At 28.6% G+C, this 19,388-nt stretch carries 19 protein-coding genes; 6 read left to right on the forward strand and 13 right to left on the reverse strand.

Features of this window, described 5'->3' with window-relative positions; all coding sequences use genetic code 11:
* Positions 1-176: 176 nt before the first annotated feature.
* Complete coding sequence (locus tag KGF39_RS16405) at positions 177-1,115, reverse strand: conserved phage C-terminal domain-containing protein (RefSeq protein WP_227823110.1); 939 nt, start codon at positions 1,113-1,115, stop codon at positions 177-179.
* A gap of 538 nt (positions 1,116-1,653) precedes the next feature.
* Between KGF39_RS16405 and KGF39_RS16410 the strand changes: the two genes are divergently transcribed.
* From KGF39_RS16410 to cme, 5 genes are all read left to right on the forward strand, one after another.
* A complete protein-coding gene (locus tag KGF39_RS16410) occupies positions 1,654-2,574 on the forward strand; it encodes a GyrI-like domain-containing protein (protein ID WP_227823111.1) in 921 nt (306 codons plus the stop codon).
* Between the two features lie 84 nt (positions 2,575-2,658).
* On the forward strand, positions 2,659-5,079 hold the full coding sequence (locus KGF39_RS16415; protein WP_227823112.1) for an excinuclease ABC subunit UvrA: 2,421 nt from the start codon (positions 2,659-2,661) through the stop codon (positions 5,077-5,079).
* On the forward strand, positions 5,079-6,101 hold the full coding sequence (locus tag KGF39_RS16420; RefSeq protein WP_227823113.1) for a serine hydrolase domain-containing protein: 1,023 nt from the start codon (positions 5,079-5,081) through the stop codon (positions 6,099-6,101). The genes KGF39_RS16415 and KGF39_RS16420 overlap by 1 nt, the downstream gene beginning before the upstream one ends.
* A 95-nt stretch (positions 6,102-6,196) precedes the next feature.
* Positions 6,197-6,943 carry a MerR family transcriptional regulator gene (locus tag KGF39_RS16425; protein ID WP_227823114.1) on the forward strand — a complete coding sequence of 249 codons (747 nt, stop codon included), beginning with the start codon at positions 6,197-6,199 and terminating at the stop codon, positions 6,941-6,943.
* 85 nt (positions 6,944-7,028) lie between these two features.
* Complete coding sequence (gene cme / locus KGF39_RS16430) at positions 7,029-8,279, forward strand: multidrug efflux MFS transporter Cme (protein WP_227823126.1); 1,251 nt, start codon at positions 7,029-7,031, stop codon at positions 8,277-8,279.
* A 441-nt stretch (positions 8,280-8,720) separates the two neighbouring features.
* Here the strand turns inward: cme and KGF39_RS16435 are convergent, their stop codons facing one another.
* The 7 genes from KGF39_RS16435 to KGF39_RS16460 all read right to left on the reverse strand — a co-directional run bounded on the left by KGF39_RS16435 (position 8,721) and on the right by KGF39_RS16460 (position 14,613).
* On the reverse strand, positions 8,721-9,734 hold the full coding sequence (locus KGF39_RS16435) for an ABC transporter permease (RefSeq protein WP_227823115.1): 1,014 nt from the start codon (positions 9,732-9,734) through the stop codon (positions 8,721-8,723).
* 2 nt (positions 9,735-9,736) lie between these two features.
* Positions 9,737-10,765 carry an ABC transporter permease gene (locus KGF39_RS16440; protein WP_227823116.1) on the reverse strand — a complete coding sequence of 343 codons (1,029 nt, stop codon included), beginning with the start codon at positions 10,763-10,765 and terminating at the stop codon, positions 9,737-9,739.
* On the reverse strand, positions 10,765-11,610 hold the full coding sequence (locus KGF39_RS16445; protein ID WP_227823117.1) for an ABC transporter ATP-binding protein: 846 nt from the start codon (positions 11,608-11,610) through the stop codon (positions 10,765-10,767). The genes KGF39_RS16440 and KGF39_RS16445 overlap by 1 nt, the downstream gene beginning before the upstream one ends.
* Positions 11,607-11,735 carry a hypothetical protein gene (locus KGF39_RS19975; protein ID WP_255643573.1) on the reverse strand — a complete coding sequence of 43 codons (129 nt, stop codon included), beginning with the start codon at positions 11,733-11,735 and terminating at the stop codon, positions 11,607-11,609. Before KGF39_RS19975 ends, KGF39_RS16445 begins: the two co-directional genes overlap by 4 nt.
* A gap of 226 nt (positions 11,736-11,961) precedes the next feature.
* Positions 11,962-13,110 carry a sensor histidine kinase gene (locus KGF39_RS16450; protein WP_227823118.1) on the reverse strand — a complete coding sequence of 383 codons (1,149 nt, stop codon included), beginning with the start codon at positions 13,108-13,110 and terminating at the stop codon, positions 11,962-11,964.
* Entirely contained in the window at positions 13,107-13,778 is a 672-nt protein-coding gene (locus KGF39_RS16455; protein WP_227823119.1) for a response regulator transcription factor, read from the reverse strand. Before KGF39_RS16455 ends, KGF39_RS16450 begins: the two co-directional genes overlap by 4 nt.
* A gap of 184 nt (positions 13,779-13,962) precedes the next feature.
* Complete coding sequence (locus KGF39_RS16460) at positions 13,963-14,613, reverse strand: membrane protein insertase YidC (protein ID WP_227823120.1); 651 nt, start codon at positions 14,611-14,613, stop codon at positions 13,963-13,965.
* Positions 14,614-15,406: 793 nt separating this feature from the next.
* Between KGF39_RS16460 and KGF39_RS20280 the strand changes: the two genes are divergently transcribed.
* Positions 15,407-15,598: a nitroreductase family protein gene (locus KGF39_RS20280; protein WP_413927000.1), complete on the forward strand. Its 192-nt coding sequence runs from the start codon at positions 15,407-15,409 to the stop codon at positions 15,596-15,598.
* Positions 15,599-16,598: 1,000 nt separating this feature from the next.
* Here the strand turns inward: KGF39_RS20280 and KGF39_RS16475 are convergent.
* From KGF39_RS16475 to KGF39_RS16495, 5 genes are all read right to left on the reverse strand, one after another.
* Positions 16,599-17,132, reverse strand: a complete 534-nt coding sequence (locus tag KGF39_RS16475) for a class I SAM-dependent methyltransferase (RefSeq protein ID WP_227823121.1) — start codon at positions 17,130-17,132, stop codon at positions 16,599-16,601.
* 230 nt (positions 17,133-17,362) lie between these two features.
* Positions 17,363-17,614, reverse strand: a complete 252-nt coding sequence (locus tag KGF39_RS16480) for a DUF3781 domain-containing protein (protein ID WP_227823122.1) — start codon at positions 17,612-17,614, stop codon at positions 17,363-17,365.
* Between the two features lie 58 nt (positions 17,615-17,672).
* A complete protein-coding gene (locus KGF39_RS16485) occupies positions 17,673-17,834 on the reverse strand; it encodes a hypothetical protein (RefSeq protein ID WP_227823123.1) in 162 nt (53 codons plus the stop codon).
* A gap of 111 nt (positions 17,835-17,945) precedes the next feature.
* The gene (locus KGF39_RS16490) at positions 17,946-18,707 is read right to left on the reverse strand and encodes an ABC transporter ATP-binding protein (RefSeq protein ID WP_227823124.1); all 762 of its coding nucleotides are present in this window, start codon (positions 18,705-18,707) and stop codon (positions 17,946-17,948) included.
* Between the two features lie 14 nt (positions 18,708-18,721).
* Positions 18,722-19,333: a glycine betaine ABC transporter substrate-binding protein gene (locus tag KGF39_RS16495; protein ID WP_227823125.1), complete on the reverse strand. Its 612-nt coding sequence runs from the start codon at positions 19,331-19,333 to the stop codon at positions 18,722-18,724.
* Positions 19,334-19,388: the final 55 nt, after the last annotated feature.

Consider the following 19,388-nt stretch of genomic DNA (forward strand, 5'->3'; position numbering starts at 1 on the left):
TAGAAGAATACACACTTTATTTTAAAGACCCCACTCTTTGTATTAAATCAAATATATTTTCATCATTTCAACAATTAAGAAGAGGCTTCTCTCTATTTTGAAACAACTCCCTTTTTAATACACTATTTATTTTTATATATAACCATATTTTAAACAACTAAAAAACAACTAATATCTTAATAAATATCTCCATACATATCCTCATAACACATATCACCATAATTACAAGCAGGTAAAGAACTCTCCTCACTTAAATACGACTCAAATTCACATCCAAATAGAATTGTTGGTTCTATATATATTTCCATAGCTGTATATCTCCATCTTCTTACTTTTGCCTCTATAACCTTGTAAAAATCTTCTAAACTATACCCTTCTTTTAATCTTTTATCTATAAGTTCCTTAGTTATACTTAAATCAGCTTTAAAATTTTTTCCAGATTCATTATTTAATTTTCTTATAATAATTTCATGTATACTTTCTGGACTTTCATAAGTCGAATCTTTAGTCAAATCTTCATCCGAATTTTCAAAGGTATTTTTATTTAAATTCTTTTTATTTAAATTATTTTTTAATAATTCTTTTTTCTTTGTCTCATTTTCTGTTTCATACCCAGTATGAATTATTGAATCATAATCTTTGTCTATACTCTCTTCATTTATACGGCTGTATGTGTTGGTATTATTGCTCTTGAACAACTCATCTCTATGTTTATATTTCATTGTTTTTTGGTTATTGTTAATAGTTCCATTAATGTATTTCTCTATATTTTTAAAAATATCACTATTCTTCGTTACAATATCTGCATTACTATTTTCAGAACAAACATAACTGTATACAGAACAACAATTTCCCTTTACTCCTCTCCTTATTAATCTCAATATACCTAAATCTATAAATTCATTTACAAGTCTACTTATTGTAGATATAGATACATCAAGGTCAGATGCAGCTTTCCTTACCGTCATCATAAATTGTCCTCTTGGCAGAGTTCCTTTTAATCTTTGTATATTTTCTTTTCTCATTACATAGTGATTAAATCTTATTCTATTTACATCACTTCGTTCATTAAAGTACAATACTGCTGAATTTAATTGATAAAAACCATTACTCATATTCCCACTCCTCAAATTTAATTTGTAAAGTTTTTAGATTTCTAAATAACTTATTAAATGATTATTTTTATTAAAAAGTATTCTTTTATATTTTCATTTTAAAGTTTTGAGTGTAATAAGTTAATAGTTCAGATTTAACTTTTTTATTTAAACAATAAATTTAATATTATTTTTAATATAAAAATTTTATTAAATTTAGTATGTAATTTTTTAATCTTATTTTATCTTCTCTATACTCTTGTGCTAGATAATAAATTCCATAATATTCTCTAGTTTACGTCTTAACTGGTTTATATTGTGATTTATTTAATTACAGCTTATTTGCATAATAACTCATTCATATCAAAAATAAATCACTATGGTATACTAATTATTATGAAGATTATACTTATATGCAAAGATAAATATAAAACATCTTATATCTTTTATTAATTATAAAAAATTGAACGCTATCTTATTTATCATAAATTACAAAAACATAAAATTTTATTACTATAAATTAATTAATACACATTTTACACAATAAGGAGGGCTATATATGACAAACGCTAAAAGTAAAAAAGAATATCTAAATCGTATTTGCAAAGTACAAGACTATATAGAAGAACATTTACATGAACCTCTTTCCCTTGATGAACTTTCTAATATAGCAGGTTTTTCAAAGTTTCATTTTCATAGAATTTTCAAAGCAATAGAAAAAGAAACATTGTCACAGTACGTAAATAGACTAAAACTAGAGAACGCAACTGCTTTTCTTATTCATCGAACTGACATGACCATTACTGATATTGCACATTACTTTGGTTTTACTGACTCAGCAGTTTTTTCTAGAGCATTCAAAAATTACTATAAAATAAGCCCTATAAAATATAGAAACAATTATAGCAAGAATTGCAAAGAACCATATAAAATTTCTCAGTACAATAGAAGCATATCAAAACCTAAATGTAAGAATACTAGAGAGGTTAAAGGTGAAATTGAAATTCTAGAACTTGATAATATGAATACTATTTACACTAGATATACTGGTTCATATGGTAATCTAACTAGTACTTTCCCAAAACTTTTAGAACGGTTATTCACATATGCAAGTGAGCAAAATCTACTTGGGCTTGAAAACACACAAATATTAGCTATTTATCACGATAATCCACAGTTTACACAGGAACATCACTTAAGGACTAGTATTTGTATGACAATTCCAGATGACATTGTTGTTAAAGAAAATAACAACCTTGGCAATATGATAATACCTTCTGGAAAATATCTTGTGGGACATTTTGATATTTCAAAATCTGAATATAGTGATGCGTGGGATTTTATGTATAATGAATGGCTATCAAATGGTAATTATAAGCTACGTGCATCCTTCCCTTTTGAAGTATATCTTAACAACCCACACAATCACCCTCAAAGTAGACACTTGGTCGATATATATTTACCTATAGAACCTTTTTAATAACCTCATCTAAACTTTCTTGTATTAAGGATTAATATATCCTTATTTTACGGTTTGATAAAATTGATAAAATGAGGTGAACCAATGAAAGAAATAAAAATTAATGGAGCAAAGATACACAATCTGAAAAATATAGATGTTTCTATTCCCAAAGATAAACTGGTTGTTGCAACAGGTGTCAGTGGCTCAGGTAAATCTAGCCTTATGTTTGACATTGTATTTGAGGAAGGACGTAAACAATATCTGCAATCTTTAGGCATACTTGCAGGTATTGATAGTGAGGATAAATTCGATAATATTCAAGGTTTAGCTCCCACTATAGCTGTTCAACAAAATATTATTCGCCAGAGCAATCCTCGTTCAACAGTAGGCACAAGAACCAATATTCTCAACATGCTTACACTATTGTATTCAGTAGAAGGTCAAATAATATGTACAATGTGTAATACCCCTATAGGCAATAATCTAATTTGCAATAATTGTGGGCATGAAGGAGAACGATTGAGACCAAGCTATTTCTCATACAACTCTTCAGATGGAATGTGTATGAAATGTTCTGGACATGGAGCATATTTTGAGATTAATATTGAAAAGTTAGTCCTTGATAAGCACGATACCCTAAAACAAGTCTTAGATAGAGCAAAAATTACACCAGGATATTTGAGAGTGTTCTCTAAAAAATTCAACGATTATTTAGATATACAGTTCTTACAATTACCTGAAGAAGTAAGAAATGAAGTACTCTATGGTCATTATGAAAATGGTAAAAAAAGTTCTTCTTTATCAAAGGTATTTCACAATCGCTACAAAAGGGGTGAAGATTTAAATGGAGTTTATACTATGACTGCCTGTTCTGATTGCAATGGTTTTAAAATTGGTGAAGAAGCACGTGGAGTACTTTTAAACGGAAAACATATTGGAGAACTTGGAAAAATGACGATTTTAGAAATTGATAATTTCCTTAAAATCTTACTAGGCCAAGGCAACTTAAACACATTTGGTACAAACCTTGTAAATGATATTTTGTCCAAAACTCGACATTTAATAGAATCACGATTAGGTCATCTATCCTTATACCGAGAAATGTCAACTTTGAGTGGTGGGGAAATGCAAAGACTATTTTTAAATTCACATCTTGATTCAGAGATGGATTCATTAATTTATGTGCTTGATGAACCAACTGCTGGATTGCATGAATCAGAAAAAATAGACATCTTAAAATCAATAAAGAAACTTAAAGACTTAGGCAATACGGTCATAGTGGTTGAACATGATAAAAATACAATTGAGATGGCAGAGCATATTATTGATATTGGTCCAAAGGCTGGTGTTGAAGGTGGTCAATTAGTATATCAAGGAGATTTAGAAGGTCTACTTCAATCCGACAAATCACTCACTGGACAATATCTATCTGGAAAATATTCAATGCCTAATAGAACAACCTCTAAAAACATTACACATATTGATAAAATACCTTGTATGACTATTCAAAATGCAAATACAAATAACCTTAAAAATGTAACAGTATCATTACCTTTGGGTGCTATGGTTGGAATATCTGGCAAATCAGGTAGTGGCAAGAGTTCACTTATATCAGACACATTACTTCCTCTTCTTAGAAGTCAATTTAATAACCACACTAGCAATAATCAAACAAATTCTACAGAAAGTGAAATAGGTGATGAAGACGATTATGCAGTTGTTGAGACTATTGCAGATAGATTGATTGGTACTAAACATATTTCTGGATATTCAGAGATATCTCAATCTCCTATTGGCAAAAACATGAACTCAACTCCTGCTTCTTATATTGGTATATGGGATAAGATACGTACACTATTTGCAAGTCAGCCAGAATCGTTAGAACAAGGATTTACAGCTGGTCACTTTTCATTTAACTCCAAAGGTGCTTGTCCTAAATGTAGTGGTAGTGGATATGAAAAGGTCTGGTTGGGAAATAATCTAAGTATAGACCATATATGTAGTGAATGTCAGGGAAAAAGATTTAATGATGAGTCTTTATCTATTAAATACAAAAATAAGAATATCCATGATATTTTAAATATGAGTGTCTCTGAAGCCGTAAATTTCTTCAAAGATATTCCAAATATTGTTTCACACTTAAATGTATTAGAACAAATAGGCATGGGATATATAAAATTAGGTCAACCTACACCGACTTTAAGTGGTGGTGAATCTCAAAGAATCAAGCTTGCAAAAGAAATTGGTAAAAAACGAAATGGTAATATCCTTTATGTATTGGATGAGCCAACTACTGGTCTAAGTCTATACGATACTGCTAAGCTAATTCAACTATTAGATGAATTAGTAGCAAATGGAAATTCTGTAATTGTTGTTGAACATGATATAGATGTGTTAAATGTTTGTGACTGGATTGTTGAACTTGGTCCAGAAGGTGGTGACAAAGGAGGCTATATAATTGCAGAAGGCTCTCCCAAAGCTCTAAAAGAAAATCCAAAATCTATAACAGGAAGGTATTTGTAATGAGTAAAAACAACTGCTTAGATTTAATTTTTGAAAAAGTAGACCCTTTAAGTGTTGGCATGAGTTCAGAAAAGCTTTCACAACTTGAACCTTTAATAATCTCACAATATAGCAATATAAATGGAATAATTATTGCAAGAAAAGGAAAAGTTGTCTTTGAAAAGTACTATAATGGATATAATGCTGATGATACTTTTCATGTTGCATCGGTTACAAAAAGTATTGTATCAGCCTTAATAGGCATTGCAATAGACAAAGGATACATAAAAGATGTTGACCAAAAGGTTGTTGATTTTTTCCCTGAATATACTTGTAGTCCTTCTGAAATATGTAAAAAAGCAGTAACTATACGTCACCTACTTACAATGACTGCACCATACCCTTTTAAAAATATGACTGAGTCTTTAGAAAGACTTTGCAAACAAAAAGATTGGATAAAATATACCTTGAATCAACTTGGTCAAAAAGGTGAAATTGGTACTTTCAAATATTCTTCAGCTGGAACGCATCTACTTTCAGCTATTATAACAAAAACTACTGGAAAATCTGCTCGTGAATTTGCTAATGAATACTTATTTAAACCTATTGGTATGAAAATTATACCAGATTATGATATGAAAGATTTTGGTTTTGAAGATTTCTTTGGAAAAAATCTTAAGGGTTGGGCAAAAGATAGACAGGGCAATTCTACAGGTGGCTGGGGACTTACATTGAGTGCTAGAGATATGTTGCGATTTGGTTTTCTGTATTTAAATGATGGTATTTGGAATAATAAACGTATTATATCTAAATCGTGGATTGAAGAATCAGTTAAAATGAATAGTAATGAATACGGTTATCTGTGGTGGCTATGTAAAAAAGATGGCGTTTTGTGGTATTCAGCAATGGGAGCTGGAGGAAATGCTATTTGTTGTATCCCACAATACGACTTAGTGATAGCCATACCATCTAAGATAGTGTTTAAACCTCGTGATAGATGGGAGCTTATTGAAAAACACATAATTACTTCTATAATAGACTAATTACTCTTAGATAGCCAAACCCTCCACTATAACACCAGACTTTTGTTTGGTGTTATTATGACTGGTACTATATATCTAAAAGGAGTTGAATACTAATGGACACTTACACGACATCAGAGGTAGCAAATTTAATTGGTGTACATCCTAATACAGTACGTTTATATGAAGAACTCAACTTAATACCTAAACCTAAGCGTAATACCAATGGTTATCGTATCTTTAATGATTTTCATATAGAACAATTTAGATTTGCTCGTACAGCCATGAAAATTGAAGTGATACAAAGAGGATTAAGAAAAGATGCTCTTGAGATTGTCAGAACATCAGCAAATAGAGAGTTTGACAAGGCTATTTGTCTTGTAAATCAATACTTACAACAATTAGAAATAGAAAAATCTAATGCCGAGGAAGCACTTACTATTGTTACACAGATTTTAAATGGAAATACTCCAGAAACAGATAAACTCTTTTTAACTAGAAAAGAAACTGCACAACACTTAAATGTTACAATAGATACTTTGAGAAATTGGGAAATGAATGGTTTGTTAAAAGTAAAAAGAAAACAAAACGGTTATCGTGTATATACTGACGAAGATATAAAACGACTTAAAATCATAAGCGCACTTCGTTGTGCAAACTATTCTCTTTCAGCTATTTTACGAATGCTAAATGCTTTATCTTCTAATCCGAATACTAATATTAAAACTGTCCTTGACACTCCAAAAGACGATGACGAAATTATCTCAGTATGTGACAAACTGATAACTTCATTGAAAGAAGCTGAACATAACGCAAAAACCATGAAATCTCATCTTCAAATTATGAAAAAACAATTTTCCTAGCCCTCCACTCTAACTCCAGACTTTGATTTGTGTGCTATCCTTAAGAGCAAGAAAAATTCAACACACAAATCAAAGGAGGAATAGGATGGAAAACAAAAATACTCATTCTACATGGAAGAAAAAAGTCATTATTTTTTTAGCAAGCCAATATATTTCCTTATTTGGCTCATCACTTGTACAGATGGCAATGATATGGTACGTCACACTTCAAACATCATCAGGTATATGGGTAACAGTTTTAACTGTATGTTCCTTTATACCTCAAATGATAATTTCTTTTTTTGCTGGTGTATGGGCAGACTATTACAATCGAAAGTTACTCATCATTGTATCAGATGCAATAATTGCTATGTCTACATTAGCTCTAATTCTATTTATGATGTCATCAAATGGAACAACAAGTGAATTAATAGCCATATCAGTAATATCTGTTATACGTTCACTAGGAAGTGGTGTACAAACACCTGCTGTAAATGCAATGATTCCTCAACTTGTCCCAGAAGAACATTTAATGCGTTTTAATGGTATAAATGGTAGCTTACAGTCTATAGTACAGTTTATAGTTCCTATTGTGGCTGCGGCAATCCTTGGCTTTGGTAATAAAATAAATCAAGTTCTTTTAATCGATGTATTTACTGCAATTATTGCTATTGTATTGTTGATATTTATCAAAATTCCTAAACACGATATACCAAAACAAACTGAAAAAGTCTCATTTTTTGCGGATATGGTATCAGGAATAAAGTACTGTTTTTTAGATAAATTCATTAGAAAAGTGCTTTTTACTTATGGAGCATTCATGCTTCTTTGTGTTCCATCAGGATTTCTCATAGGACTTTTGATTGAACGAACATTTGGCAAGGGCTATATATATCTGTCTATTATTGAAATGATTGGATTTTTAGGTATGGTTTTAGGTGGATTGATTATAGGGGTCTTTGGTGGCTTTAAAAATAGAAATAAGACCTTTTTTCTAGCGATATTATCTTATGCCATTTTTTCAATTATTCTAGGTCTTGTAACACAGGCTTGGCAATTTTTTATATTTATGTTTTTTACCAATTTTTCAATTCCAATTATTCAAGCATCAGCTATGACTATGTTACAAGAGTATGTAGAACCACAAATGCAAGGTCGAGTTCTTAGCTTACCTATTATCATATATACTGGTTTTATACCTCTTGGTATGGTGATTTTTGGTCCAATGGCAGATGTAATATCTATTAATAATTTAATAATCGTAGCAGGTATTATACTCTTATTCTTTGCTTTGGCTATCCCCTACTCAAAACAGTTTTACAAGCAAGGAATATTTAAATCAAATGAATCTGAATGATATACTTAAACAGTTTAACTTGATTTATCTGATTAAAAATAATGGTGTCTCAAAATGAGCTTTTTAGTTCATGAAGAACTCTTTTTTGTATGAAATCAAATATATTTTTATCATTTCAACAATGAAAAATAGGTTTATCTCGATTTTGAGACACCCATCTATTAACAAATAATTTTTGATAATATCTTTATTGACTTTATCTAATAATACCTCCATTTATATCATCAATTAAATTTATGATACAAATGGAGGAAAATAAAGCTTTTTGTATAGTTTAAGTACCTATTAAATTTTCCACTAAGTGGCTCTAATTATACTGAACTTCTTACTAAATTACATTGAATAATTATAAAATAGAATTAACTATTACACTACACAAATTACACTATACAAAGTATATTAAATCATATATTAAATTACACCAATTATCATTATATTAAGTTATCTACTAAAAGATAGCTTTCTTTTTTTATCTAAAATCATATACAGCATAAACCATGCTACACAATGTATGACTAAAATTAAAATATCCTTTACAATAATGGCATTACCATTAATAATTTCCATAATACCATTAAATGTAGCAACTGATGGCATTATATAACATAAATTCCCTATACCACTCATATCAACCCCTAGAAGATATATCAATAAAGGAGCACCTATAAATAAAATCATTACTATTTTAATATAAACAATTCCTACCATAAGACCTTCTGATAACTTCCCAATAAATAGACCTATCAGTGATGAAATAAATGCTGAAAATACAACAAGTAACAACATCATTATCGTATCTAATATTGAAATATCCAAACATATAAATACAGTTATCATTGAAGATAAACACCCACATAAAAGACCCAAAAATACTTTCTGTATAATATACTTGCTTCTACTCTGTGGTAAAACTTCATTTATAAACGATATTCCATCTTCTTTTTCAGATATAATATTCATTGCATTAAAGGTACATCCCATAAACATAGCAGTAATTAAAATCATAGCAATAAAAACATTTTGAAACTCTTTTAAAACACTATCTTTAGGCAATATTGTAACCTCAACATCTTTTAAATCTCCCTTTAGTATAAAAATCTCTGGCAATGTCTTTGCGACATTTTTTATAGCATTAATTTCATTTCCATAAAGCATAGTTTTTATCCCTTTACCATCTCTAACAACTCCAATCATATCTGTTTTAATATCTTTAACTTCACTTATTAAATCATTTTCTGTTTGATATATACTTACTGTTCCATAACTCTTTAACCACTGCTCCGTTTGTAGAGGAAGTGTATCTTTTACTATACCAAAACGTAACTCTCCTAATGAAGATATATCAATACTTCCCATAAAATTTATTAAAATTGCCATAACAACTGGTAAAAAGAAGGAAATTATACACATTTTATCTTTTCTTATACTCTTCAACTGGTAACGTAATCCTATCAACACTACCCCTCCTTAACCAACTCTTTGTTAAAAATATTTTTTACAAGTAAAAATAGAACTATTATTGTCAAAGAACACACTACAAAATAGATTAATTCATTTGAAAAATTCATGAAAAACGCATTTTTAATCTGACTATAAACATGATAGAAAGGATGATATTTAATCCAACCTATTTCAAAAGATGTATTTGCAGATAGAAATATAGGTGTAGTTATGAATACAGCAACCACAAGATATATAAGAGAAAATTGCTTAAAATCTCTCAATAACATTGAACATCCAAGTCCAATCAAAGACATAATAATTGATAAAATGCTAGCTTGAACTAATACTTGAGGAAGTATTTTTATTCCTTCAGAAAATCCAACATTAAGTATTACTAAAAATACTGTAAAACATAGGTCACATATCAAAAAAGCAAATATTTTTGATAATATAAAAAGACTTCTTTTTACAGGTAAAATACCAGTAATACGCATTACACCCATCTGTTTTTCTTTAAATAATAAAGAGGCAATTCCTAGAAATCCAATAGCTACAATTTCAAAGAATAAAATCTCACAAGTCATTTCTTTTCTTTGTTTTATCTCAGATGTGTCTTTATCATTTATTTGAATTATTGCATTTTTGTCCGATATTTTAGTATTATTATCTTTTTCTGATGATAATAATGACAACGCATAATCAGTTCTATAATTATCAACTCTTTTAATACTTTCATGTAAAATTACTTTTGGCTTACTAGCACTCATATCAATACAAACTGCATTTGTATCTTCATCAAGTTTTGCTTTTAATTCATCTATAGAAGAAACTTGATGAATTAATGGAGATGCACTCATGCTTATATTCTCTGGATTATACAGATATACATTATTATGATAACTATCTTCATCCATAAACTTTACATAACCAAAGTTAATATAACATGAATAAAGTATGAGAGAGCCAAGTGTTAGTACAAAAAATTTACCATAAATCATCATCCAAAAATCTTTTTTTACTAAGGTAAAAAATTTAGAATACATTACACTAACATCCTTCCTGTATATTTAATAAAAACTTCTTCTAGTGTAGGCTCTTTTGAATGTACACTTAAGATTTCATCGTATTTAAAAGTTATTCCAGATTCTAACTCTTGTATATCTACAATTTTAATATCTCGATTTCCATTATATATAAATTCTACTTCAACTTTATTATTGCTATTTTTCATTTTTAAATTTTTAGGCTTATCTATTGCCATAATCTTACCATCTGCAATAAAAGCCACATTATTACACATTAAATCTGCATCTAGCATATTATGAGTAGTCAAAAATATAGTTGTTCCTTTTTTTCGTTCTTCTTCAATAATCTTACGAAATAGCACAGCTCCAGATGGGTCAAGTCCACTAGTAGGCTCATCTAAAAACAACAATTTAGGATTACTTACCAATGCTCTTGCCATGCTAATACGTTGCTTCATACCTTTTGAATAAGACAATACAGGCTTATTTATAAACTCCTTCTTAAACTCTAACAAATCTAAGAGTTCATATATATCTCTCCTTTGATTTTTAGGATAAAAAGATGAAAAATATTCTAGATTATCAATTGCACTTAAGTTCGCATATAAATAAGGAAATTCAAATAAAACACCAATCTTTTGGTATAAGGACTCTGTGTATGCTTCAACCTCTTTACCAAAAAGGGATACGTGACCATTGTACCCTTTTAAAACACCATTTAATATTTTTTGTGTTGTGGATTTTCCTGAACCATTAGGTCCAAGAAATCCAAATATTTCTCCTTCTTTTACTTCAAAATTAAGTCCATGTAATATCTGTTTATCTTTTCCATAAGAAAATTTCAACTCTTCGACTTTTATCATCTATCATAGCCTCCTTTATCATTTTTTTCTTTTTGTCGTCTATCCCACCACTTTATAAATTTAATTTTAAATGGAATAGAAACCAAGACTATCAACACAATAGCCAACCATGTATACCATTTCATAAGTACTCCCCCTTCCAAGCTTATTTAATTACTCTTCTATTTTTTAATTTATTTTATTTCTATTTGGTGAAATCAAAGTGTGTCTCTGGTGAAATTTAAGTGAAATAATAAAAAGCCCTGTTTTCACCAAGAAAACAAGACTTCTTCATTAAGCTTTTTTATATTTTATTTTTTTGAGATACCCTTGCAAACAAAGACAAGCATTTTACATCAAATCTTTATATATTTATAAATTAATATTAAGTTGTTCATCAATTGGAATCATAAAATAAAACTCTACCCCTTTATCACGATTCCTAACTCCATATTCTAGCCCTTGCATTGTAAGTATTTGTGAAACAATTGCAAGCCCTAATCCTGAACCTCCTGTACGCTGAGATTGAGCACTGCGATAAAACTTAGACCAAATTTTTGAAATCTCATCTGGCTCTATAATCCTACCCTCATTATAAATTTTAAATAAAAGTAAGCCATTTTCACATGTAATAGATAAATCTAAATTTCCATTACATATAACATGTTTCTTTGCATTAATAATTAGATTTTTTACTACTTGTTCCATTCTCATTTTATCTGCTATTACAAAAACTTCATGTTCTGGCAAATCATATGTAAAATAAAAATTGACATCTGGTATATCGATTAAAAGTCGTCCTGCCACAGTTTCAACAAACTCTATAAAATCAAAACATTCTGGGTTAAGTTTAGAAACTCCTGCTTCTAATGCAGATAAGTCTAATAATGATACAATCATATTATTCATTCTATCAGTTTCTTCTATAATAACATCCATATAATTTTTCTTTTTTTCTTCGTCAACTTCATCCATAAGCCCTTCTGTATATGCACGTATAATACCAAGCGGAGTCTTCATTTCATGTGAAATTGTATCTATCAATTCCTTTCTTTGTTCCAATAGCATCCTTTCCTTATTTACGTCTTGTTCAAGTTGGATATTTGCACTCTCTAGGTCTGATAATGCCTGCTGTAGATTTGTAGACATTGTATTCAAACTCCTAGAAAGTTCTCCAAATTCATCATTAGTATTTACAGTACATGGATTAGAAAAATCAAGTTGAGACATGCTCTTTGCAGATTTATTTATAGAGGTAATTGGTTCTGAAATAAATTTTCCCAATAAAAAATCAATACTCATGATAAAGATAACTAATATTATAAACCAAAGCCAAAATTCAAATTTATTGTCTGTAGAAAATTCTTCAACAAGCAAATAAAAGAATATAATCAATGCTCCTGATAATTTAGAAAGGAAAAATACTTTTTTCCTAACTGAATGTAGTCCAAAGTTTTGTTTAATCCAATTTGAAATATCTATATTACTTAATTTTTCTTTAAACTTTCTTAAACTACTCATTCCTTAACCTCAAACTTATATCCTGAACGAATTAATGTAACTATATGATGTCCTTCACTCCCAAGTTTTTTGCGTAAAGTTTTTATATGTGTATCTACAGTTCGTGTGTTTCCTTCAAATTCATATCCCCATACACAATTTAAAAGTTTCTCCCTAGAAAAAACTTGATTAGGATTTTCCATAAACAAACGTAATAATTCAAATTCTTTATATGTTAAATCAATCAATTTATCCTCTATATATACTTGCCTTGATGATAGCATAATAAAAATCTTTCCTAAATTTAATGAATTTTTTGGAATATCAGTAGTATATCTACGTAATAAGGCATTAACTTTTGCTAAAAGTACTTTTGGGCTAAATGGCTTTGTTATATAATCATCTGCACCATATTCATAACCCTTTAATTTATCCTCTTCTTCACCTTTAGCTGTCAATATAATAATAGGTATATTAGTCATTTCACGTGAAACTCTACATACTGAGAATCCATCTAAATATGGCATCATAATATCCAATATCATTAAATCTATATCGTTGTTTTTTAATACTGCAAGTGCCTCAACCCCATCATCAGCAGTTATGCAAGTATATCCTCCTTTTTGCATATATTCTACAATAATACCTTGCATTCTTTTTTCATCTTCTACTACTAGTATTTTAGCCATTTTTATTTTATCACCTCTTTTTTGTAGACTTTATTTTAGTTTATATTAATTTATTTATTTTTCAACTATTTTTTTGATAGTATTTTTTATACTATTCTTAATGGAATTGATATCATGGATAAAAATAGCCTACTAACTTTATCTCATGTTAGCAGGCTAAAATATTTCTAGAATAATAGTTATATTACTTTATCACTGTTCTATTTTTTCGATTAAAATATATTCTAAAACAAATATCTTCAATTAATGAATAAATTGCACTTGTTATAAAGTACAGACCTATGGCCACTGGAGTTCTAACAGTCAATATAAGACTTGTTATAGTAGTTACAATAGCCATTTGTTTGTTAAACTTTACTTGAGAATTTATCTTGAAATATGGTATATAATTCACTAAGTTTGAAGCTAACATAATTAATGTATATATACAAGGTAATATAAATAAATTATCAAATGTACCTAAATTAGCAATCCATGGAATTATAATTGTTGTAAATTCCTTTGTCATATCTAAACATACATGATATAAGGCATATACTACCGGCATTTGCACTAAAACTATAAGACATCCCAGCATACTCTTCATACTTTCTACAGAATTTACTTGTATTTGCTTTTCCAGCTCTTTAGTATCATTCTTATACTTTTCTTTTATATGTTCCATTTTTTCTGCTAATTCTTGCTGTTTTTTTACGGAAAATCTTTGTTTTAATGATAGTGGCATTAGTACTAACTTAACTATTAAAGTTATAAGTACAATAGAAATTCCAAAATCACCTGTAAAGTTAAATAATGTACTTAATAATCCTTGCAATATACTTGAAATGAAATCCATTTTATTCTCTCCTTTTTATTTTTAATCTTTAGAATTATAACAGATTCATTTCAAATTAAAATAAACTACAATACCTCCAAATATCATATTTCTGAAAAACTATATACTGTTTAGGCAACCTTTCTTCAGAATATGTAGCTCTATTTACAAATATGTTTCTTATTAAAACATATTTAATTTTATGATTTAAGAGGTCTTTACAAAAATAAAATATACTTCCAATGATAGATACCAATAATGTCATATAAATTAGTACATATAGCATACTATCCATATCTAATCTCACCACATCACCTCTTTAGTATTTATATTTATTTTTAGACAATTTCAAGTCTTAAATAATTCCAGTATTCATATTTAGTTTTAAATAATTATAGTATAGAAAACTCCTAATGTAAATATATAGATTATCATATTTTGCATTATTATTTACCATTTTTACATTTATAAGTATCCAATCTTAACCCCCTTAATTTTTAATAAAAATCATCTAAAGTATTCTTTTTTATGTCTGAACAAAACAATATTGAGTTTTTATAGTTTATTTTCCAATTATAAGCCTCAATTCAATATAAGTCCTAATATAATATTAAATACAACCCTTTGATACAGTGTTAAATATAATCGCCAATACAATCCCTTAGTATAATCGTATAATCTTTGATACAATTCTTAATATAATCATTATAACTGGATACTAAAATCAATGACTTTTTTTCTGATTAATGCTAAAATAATAGAAAATAAAAATCAACATAGATTTTCCAAAAAAATAAACGGAGGTTACTTAAAAATGATAAGTGATTCTATATCGAAAAGACGCAGTATTAGAAAATATAAAAATCAAAGCATTTCACATGAAACTATAGAGAAAATAATTGAAGCTGGAATAAATGCACCTTCATCTAAAAACAGACAACCATGGCGTTTTGTTGTTGTCACTGAAAAAGAAAAAAATTCAAAACATGTCGCTTACAGCTGTTGAATTAGGTCTAGGTAGTCTTTGGATTTGTGATGTATACTTTTCATATCGTGAATTATGTGAATGATTAAATACAGATAGTCAATTAGTGGCAGCAATATCTTTAGGTTATCCTGATGAAGAACCATCAAGAAGACCTAGATTACAATTAAGTGATGTGACTGAATGGAGATAAATAGTTATAGTAAGCAAATAGTGCAAACTGAATTTATATTAAGTGAGGTATTTTAATGAAAAAAATTATTAAATCTTTTACATTTTATTTTCTTTTAATTGCATTATTTGAGATTTATATGCACCAAATTGGACAAGACTCAAAAAGTATTATTCTAATAAGCTTAAATCCTATTTTGTCTATTATTTCTGACACTGATAGTTTTTTTGTTTTTATGAATTCAGGTATGCAAATCCCATGTAGAACAATTACAGGGTCAATCTCGATTTATTGGTACATAGCATCCATACTTTCTTTTCTTATTTATGGTATAATTTTAGATTTAATTAGGATAATTATTTCTAAAATTAGAAATAAAGCAAAGTAATCAAAATAAGCATTATAAACAGTGCATTTTCTTGAGCTATCACTTGAGTTATTATAAAAAGTTAATTATTTTATAAAACAAACTTCTCAAGCAAGTCAGAGCATAGCACTCTAAATATATCCTTAGCTCCTGAAAATGCACTTCTAAATTTACACATGAACGTTATTTTGCTTATATTTAATTTGGCGTTACTTAGAGAATTAATTTATTATATTTCTTAAAATTAATGGAATTAAAAATAGAATTTGACGAGCCAAAGAAGTAAAAAGTCCTAGTACTGATTTCCCAATTGATGTAAAGAAAGTTGATGATACTATTTGAACACCATTTATAAATGTTAAGAACAAGAAAGTTCTACTTGATAAAAGTATTAGTTATATTCTTCCATACTTTGTAATAAAAAATAATATGATGCGTCATAAAAGTAGATACAACAAACAGATAAATTTAAAAGCTATATTCTATGGAGATTGTATTACAGAAGCTGAAAAAGAAACTGCTACGAAATTAAGTTCTAAACATGGTACACATTCAATTAATTTCAGACCTAATTCTTTGAACAATACACTCCACTCATTGTAAGTAGGATACACCCTCTCAAAGTTCAGTTGTTCATTTGTAGATTTATCTGCTACATATGCATCATCAATTAAAATGAATCCCTTTCTTTTTATTGTAGATAATAGCTTGCTGATAGTTTCTTTATAATTACCTAAAATATCTCCTACAGCTCCAAAAATCACACAATCATAATCATGCTCAACTTTTACAGAGCTATTAGCATCATTCACTTCAAAATCACATAAAGCATCAACCTTATACTCAATAGCCTTTATTCTCGCATAATCAATGAATTCAGGTATTAAATCTATACCTTTAATATGTATATTCAACTCTTTTGCAAGCTTCACAGATACAGCACCTTTCCCACAAGCTAAATCCAAAACTTTTGTATCCCCATTAAAAGGTATGTATTTTTTAAATAATTGTAGCATTTGTTCTGGTGACTTCCTAATTCCCAAAAATCTTGTAATAAATAAGGCAAATAAGGTAAAATATCAGTAGTATTAGAAGTTAGTGACTCTGCCAGTTTTTCTTTTACAGTATCATTCATTTTATCAACCTCTAAAATTCAAATTATTATTCAAAAGTAATATTATTTTGCATACTTTTTCATAGGTACTACAAACAGTTGAAAATGCTCTTGACTTTCGTATCTTGCAATTCATTTCTTTTCTTTATGAGCTGTAATAATTGTATAGCTGTAAGCATTTACTGTTATAATACAACCATCTACACTTATATACCAGTTTTTTTCCTTTCTGTTAATACTGGCGTTTGGAGATTCTATTTTAGTTTTGCACCAGTCCACTACATCATTTGTCTCCAAAGAAAGATTTTTCTTAATTCTTACAACACCTAGCTCTGTTGTATGTAATCTATCTAAATTTTTAAGTAATTCATTTTCTACATTCATTTTTATTAGAACACCTTATTCTTTGCAAAATTAAATCTATATACTTAGTACTATTTTATCATAAGCTTATAGCCTCGTATATTTTATTATAACCTTTTGTTACTCCATTAGTGCTAAGCATATTCAAATAACATTCTCCTGTAAAATATTGTTCAAATGCTTTATTTTCATCACCAATAGGAAAAACTGCTCCTATCCCTAAATCTTCTTCTCTAATCATTTTTAATTCCCCCTATGCCTTAATCTAACTCTTTTACACTTCAAGTATACAGCTTGAAGTTAACTCTAAGGCAATAGTTTTTATCATAATAATTTAATTTTTAATTTTAATCTATTCTTTTAAATCCTCGCCATCTATTATAGATTTCCTTATATTCAATAACTGGTCTACAAATTGATTAGCAGGGGCATTTAAAATGTTATCAGGAGTATCATACTGTTGAATAACTCCATGATTTAATACCAAAGTCTTTGTACCTAAAATCAAAGCTTCATAAATATCATGTGTAATAAATATAATCGTAACTCCTGTTTTTTTATGGATTTCTTTTATCTCTTTTTGTAATTGCTTTCGTGTAATCTCATCGACTGCACCAAAAGGTTCATCCATTAATAAAATTTCTGGAGAAGAAGCTAAAGCTCTTGCAATCCCTACACGCTGTTGTTGACCACCTGACAATTCTGATGGATAACGTACTTTCATATCATTTGGCAATCCCACTATTTCCATCCATTTGTCTACAGCATTTTTTACTTCTGATTTATTTTTTTTACTTAGAAGGTTTGGTACATATGAAATATTTTCTTCTACAGTCATATGAGGAAAAAGAACACTTCCTTGTACACAGTATCCTATTCTTCTTCTTAATTTAATTAAGTCCTCGTTTTTGATATTGGTTTGGTTTATCAAAATATTTCCTCCATCTGGCAAAATCAAACCATTAATCATTTTTAAGAGTGTTGTCTTACCAGAACCAGATGAACCAATAACAGTCAAAAATTCTCCTTTTTCTATCTCTAAATTAAGATTATCTATAATAGTTTTGTCATTGTATTGTTTTTCAATATTTTTAAATTGTATAATAGGTATCATTCTATTTCCTCCAATTATAAAAGACCTTTTTTATTCAAAAACTCACGAGCAACTTCTCTAGGCTCTAAATTGTTGTTTTCTACATCATAATTCATTTTAGCCATTTCTTTATCAGTCAGAATACTTTCAACCATCTTAAATATCTTTGATAGCTCTGGATTTTCTTCTAATACCTCTGAACGAACAACATTTCCACATTGATAAGATGGATAGAAGCTTTTATCATCTTTTAAAACTACAACGTCTGAAACGCTATACTGACCATCAGTTGTAAATATAGGCATTACATCAATTTTACCCTCATTGATAGCTTGATATTTTAATCCAATATCTAAATCAACTGTGTTTTTAAAGTTTAGTCCATATGTATTACACAATGGAGTATATCCATCCTCTCTCTCATAAAAGTCATATTCTGCTCCGAATGTCAATTTATAAGATATGTCTTTTAAATCTGATATTTTTTTTAGATTATATTTATCTGCAACTTCTTTTCTAACTGCTAATGCATAACTATTAGAAAAACCATACATACCAGTCCATTGCATTTTAAGTTTATTTTTGTATTCTGATTGTAGTTTACTAAACATATTTTCAGTATATAATTCATTTTTTTTAAGTACCATATTCCAACCTGTCCCTGTATACTATGACGATAGGTAATCCTTTGAAGTTATCTCC

Source organism: Clostridioides sp. ZZV14-6345, assembly GCF_020657775.1.
Lineage (GTDB): Bacteria > Bacillota > Clostridia > Peptostreptococcales > Peptostreptococcaceae > Clostridioides > Clostridioides difficile_D.